At 67.3% G+C, this 4877-nt stretch carries 4 protein-coding genes and 1 pseudogene; 3 read left to right on the forward strand and 2 right to left on the reverse strand.

The window, feature by feature from the left end:
• Nucleotides 1-218: pseudogene (locus AC04MI_RS23475) on the reverse strand (protein-L-isoaspartate O-methyltransferase); the annotation flags it as partial.
• On the reverse strand, nt 218-1006 hold the full coding sequence (gene surE, locus AC04MI_RS23480) for a 5'/3'-nucleotidase SurE (protein WP_476498840.1): 789 nt from the start codon (nt 1004-1006) through the stop codon (nt 218-220). The pseudogene AC04MI_RS23475 and the gene surE, both read right to left, overlap by 1 nt.
• A 169-nt stretch (nt 1007-1175) precedes the next feature.
• Between surE and AC04MI_RS23485 the strand changes: the two genes are divergently transcribed.
• From AC04MI_RS23485 to AC04MI_RS23495, 3 genes are all read left to right on the forward strand, one after another.
• Nucleotides 1176-2150 carry an NADPH:quinone oxidoreductase family protein gene (locus AC04MI_RS23485; protein WP_476498841.1) on the forward strand — a complete coding sequence of 325 codons (975 nt, stop codon included), beginning with the start codon at nt 1176-1178 and terminating at the stop codon, nt 2148-2150.
• 158 nt (nt 2151-2308) lie between these two features.
• Nucleotides 2309-3844: a GGDEF domain-containing protein gene (locus tag AC04MI_RS23490; RefSeq protein WP_056061952.1), complete on the forward strand. Its 1536-nt coding sequence runs from the start codon at nt 2309-2311 to the stop codon at nt 3842-3844.
• A 142-nt stretch (nt 3845-3986) separates the two neighbouring features.
• A partial coding sequence (locus AC04MI_RS23495) for an alkaline phosphatase D family protein (RefSeq protein ID WP_476498842.1) occupies nt 3987-4877 on the forward strand: 891 nt, incomplete at its 3' end.

Genomic DNA, 4877 nt, shown 5'->3' on the forward strand with positions numbered 1-4877 from the left:
CCCATGGCCTGCAGCACGGGGGCCAACGTGATGCCGCCCGCCGCCAGTTTTTGCACCATCCGCGCCCGGACGGCCGACGAATCCAGCCCCACTCCGGCAGGTGTCGCGGCCACCGCCGGCTTCCGCTGTGCGGGGGAAGACGGCGCTACCGCCGGCTTACCCATGGCGGCGTTACCGGACACCGGCAGCCTGGCCGGAAACCCCGGGCGGCGCTGCATCACGCCCCGGGGGCGGCAGCCGCCCCCGCCGCCAAACGGGCGGCGGTCTGCGCCCAGTAGCCGAGGTTGTCGTGATCGGTCAGGTCCACCTTGAGGGGCGTGATGGACACATGGCCCTGGGCCGTGGCATGAAAGYCCGTGCCTTCTGCATCGTCCTTGGCAGCACCGGCACCGCCGATCCAGTACATGGCTTCGCCCCGCGGGCTTTCCTGCACGATGACCCGTTCCGCCGCATGGCGGCGCCCCAGGCGGCACAGCTTGGCTGGGCGCAAGGCCTCCAGCGGCATGTTGGGGATGTTCACATTGAGCAGCCAGGGGGTTTCGTTGACCAGTTGCTGCGCACGCATCTGCGCCACCAGTTCACGCGCCTTGGCCGCAGCAGCCTCCAGCTCGGCCCAGCCCTTGTCCACTTGTGAAAAAGCGATGGCCGGAACGCCAAAAAGATATCCCTCCATGGCAGCACCCACCGTGCCGGAATAGATGGTGTCGTCGCCCATGTTGGCGCCATTGTTGATGCCCGATACCACCAGGTCGGGCCGGTAGCCCAGCAAGCCAGTCAGAGCGATGTGCACGCAGTCTGCCGGGGTGCCGTTCACATAGCGAAAACCATTCGCCGCCTTGTGCACATACAGCGGTGAATGCAGTGTCAGCGCGTTGGACTTGGCACTGTTGTTATGTTCTGGCGCAACGACCTCCACCTCAACACCGTCGAGGGTCTTGAGCGCATCATGCAGCGCGACGATGCCGGGGGCCTGGAAGCCGTCGTCATTGGAAATCAGGATCTTCATGGTCTGAGTAGGGGTTGCAACGGATTGTAGGTGGGCAGGCCATTGCTGCGCCCGAGGGCGCCAGAGAAGCCGCCGCCGCAGCCCGTCGCTCGTGGGACATCCGGCACGCCAGCGCCCCACCTATCATGCGGGCCATCATTGACAAGACCGACCGACAGGAGACTTCCCCATGCATGCCTGGCTTTGCACCAACCCCACCGGCGTCGAGGCACTTGCCTGGACGGAGCTGCCCACCCCCACCCCCAAGGCGGGCGAGGTGCTCATCGAGATCARGGCCGCCAGCCTSAACTTCCCCGAYCTGCTGATCGTGCAGAACAAGTACCAGATSAAGCCGCCACTGCCCTTTGTGCCCGGYTCGGAATACGCGGGCGTGGTGGCTGCCGTAGGCGAAGGCGTCACGCACCTCAAGGTCGGCCAGAACGTGGCCTGCCTGTCGGGCACCGGCGGCTTTGGCACCCACACCATTGCCCCCGCAGCCCTGTGCATGCCGTTGCCAGACGGCTTTTCGCATGTCGATGCAGCCGCTTTCATCATGATCTACGCCACGTCGCACCATGCGCTGGTGGACCGCGCACAGCTCAAGGCGGGCGAGACCGTGCTGGTGCTGGGCGCTGCCGGGGGCGTGGGCACGGCCGCCATTCAGATCGCCAAGGCCATGGGCGCACGTGTGATCGCTGCCGCATCCAGCGACGAAAAGTGCGCGCTGTGCACTTCCATCGGAGCCGACGCGACCATCAACTACAGCAAGGACAACCTGCGCGAGGCCATCAAGACCCTCACGGACGGCAAGGGCCCCGACGTGATCTATGACCCCGTGGGTGGCGACTTTGCCGAGCCCGCGTTCCGCTCCATCGCCTGGCGCGGCCGCTATCTGGTGGTCGGGTTTGCGTCCGGCCCCATCCCGGCCCTGCCGTTCAATCTGGCGCTGCTCAAGGGCGCGTCCATCGTCGGCGTGTTCTGGGGCGACTTCGCCAAGCGCGAACCCAAGGCCAACGCCGCCATGATGGGCGAGCTGGCACAGTGGTATGCCCAGGGCAAGATCAAACCCGTGATCGACCGCACCATGCCCATGGCCGAGCTGCCCGCCGCCTACGCCCACATGGGCTCGCGCGGGGTGATGGGCAAGCTGGTCATGGTGAACTGACGGCCAGCCGCCCCCTTTGGAACGTGTGGGCAGATCTCGCAAGGGGTCCTCCCCATGTTCCTGGCTGGCATACCCGTGTGGCCCGGTGTACCAGCACGCACGGCGCCTTGCCTGTGTCACACTTGTGCATTCCAGCCTCCTGACACTGGTGCCCGCCCATGGCCGACCGACCACCTTCCGAGATCGCGCGCGAGACGCTCAAACAACTGGCCGCTCGCCGACTGGCCCCCACGCCAGACAACTACCTCGCGATCTACGATGAAATAGCGGGCATCCGCAGCCCGCAGCCTTTCCCCGAGGGACCGCTGAGCAGCATCCAGCGTGTGCTGCCCGGCCAGACACCTGCGCAAAAACGCCTGCTGGGCCAGTTCGAACGCGCCATCATCACCAAGGACTGGACATCGCTGCAAAGCGTGATGGTGGGTTACGCCAACCTGGGTCTGCACCCGGCCACTGCCTCCAAACCCATCGAGGTGGCCGATGCGCCCACCGCATTGGGCGAACTGCCCGCCGAATTTGCCGAAGCCCTGGCCCGCCTCATCGACAACACCCTGCCCGCCCTGGGTGACGACGATCCCCGCGTCATCGACATGGCGCAGCAGCTCATCACCTTTCTGCGCGAACCCACGCCCCTGGTGACCACCGCGCAGCTCATGCTGGGCAACTTCAGCTACCGCCTGTCGTTCGCCACCGAAGAACAAGCCTCCATCCGCGCGAGCCTGCTCGAGCTGCTGCACATGATCTTCGAGAACATCGCCGTGCTCAGCGTGGACGACCGCTGGCTGCAGGGCCAGGCCGAGGCGCTGATGAGTGCCTCGACCCCGCCCCTGACACTGCGGCGGCTGGACGATGTGCAGCGCCGGCTCAAGGACGTGATCTTCAAGCAGACCGAAGCCAAGGCGCGGTCGCTGGAGGCGCAAGAGCAGATGAAGGAAATGCTGGCCACCTTCATCGAGCGGCTGGCGCGCATCACCGCATCCAGCACCAGCTACCAGGGCACCATGGAGCGCTGCGCGGACCTGATCGGCAAGGCCAGCACGCTGCAAGAGATTGCCCCGGTGCTGCAGGAGGTGATGAGCGCCACCCGCGCCATGGCGCTCGACAGCCGCGTGACCCACGATGAGCTGCAGGACCTGCGCGAGCGCACCGAGGCCAAGCGCGCCGAGGTCGCCAAGCTGCAGGAAGAACTGGACCGCGCCAGCGCCCAGGCCCGCCACGACCCGCTGACGGGCAGCCTCAACCGCAAGGGCCTGGACGAGGCTGTGGAACGCGAGATCGCCCGCGCCCGCCGCCTGGGCTCGTCCCTGTGCCTGGCACTGCTGGACGTGGACAACTTCAAGACCATCAACGACCGGCTGGGCCACGCGGGGGGCGACGCTGCCCTGGTGCACCTGGCGCAGGTCACGCGCGAGGTCATGCGGCCGCAGGACTTGCTGGCACGGTACGGCGGCGAAGAGTTCGTCATCGTGCTGCCCGACACCACCGTCGAAGCCGGCGTGGCGGCCATGACCCGCTTGCAGCGCGAACTGACCACGCGCTTCTTCCTGCAAGGCACCGAAAAGGTGCTCATCACCTTCAGCGCAGGCGTGGCCCAGTTGGTTGAAAGCGAGAGCGCCACCGACGCCATCGTGCGGGCCGACCAGGCGATGTATCTGGCCAAGCGCTCGGGCAAGAACCGGGTGATGGCGGCGTGACCACCTCCCCCCTGTGTCGCCTTCGGCGCCATCCCCCCAGAGGGGGACGCCACCAGCGCCACGGGGCGGCCCTTGTGCGGAGGCCACTGGTCTGGATTGCGTCAGTTTCTGAGCACGACGCCCGACGCAAAGGGCAGCTGAATTGACATCCGAGCAAAGACGGCAGTTCCTGCGCAACGCAACCCTGGCTGCCTCCGTCGCCACCCTCCCCCGCTGGGCCTGGAGCAATCCGCCCGCGCTRCAAAACAACCCCTTTGCCCTCGGCGTCGCCAGTGGTGACCCAGCCCCTGATGGCGTGGTGCTCTGGACGCGGCTCTTGCTCGTCGATCCAGCGCAGATGCTGAGCACCCACACCGTGCGGTGGGAGGTGGCGCACGACGCTGGGTTTGCCCAGATCGTGCAAAAGGGCGAGGCCACTGCGCTGCCCGCGCTGGGCCACAGCGTGCATGTGGAGCTGCAAGGCCTGCAACCCGCACGCTGGTACCACTACCGCTTCATGCTGGGCGACGCGGTGAGCGCCACGGGCCGCACGCGCACGGCGCCTGCGGCGGGCGACATGCCCGGGGCGCTGCGGGTGGCGTTTGCCTCGTGCCAGCGCTGGGAGCATGGGCACTACGCGGCGTGGCGCCATCTGGCCGCTGACCAGCCAGACCWGGTGCTGTTCCTGGGCGACTACATCTACGAATACGCCACACCCAAAACCACCACCGATCTGGCGCGCACCCACAGCCTGCGCCACGCCACCACGCTGGCCGACTACCGCGACCGGTACGCCCTGCACAAGAGCGACCCGGCCCTGCAGCTGTCCCACGCCACCTGCCCGTGGGCCGTGACCTGGGACGACCACGAGGTGCAAAACGACTATGCCGCCGAGGCAAGCCGTGGCGAGAGCCCGGGCAGCGCCGCCTTTCTGGCCCAGCGCAGCGCGGCCTGGCAGGCGTTTTACGAGAACATGCCGCTGCGCACGACCAGCCTCCGGGGCCCCGCGTCCGCCACCGGCTGGGACACGCTGCAGATCTACCGCCGCCTGCGC

The sequence above is a fragment of the Acidovorax sp. LjRoot204 genome (genome assembly GCF_056175785.1).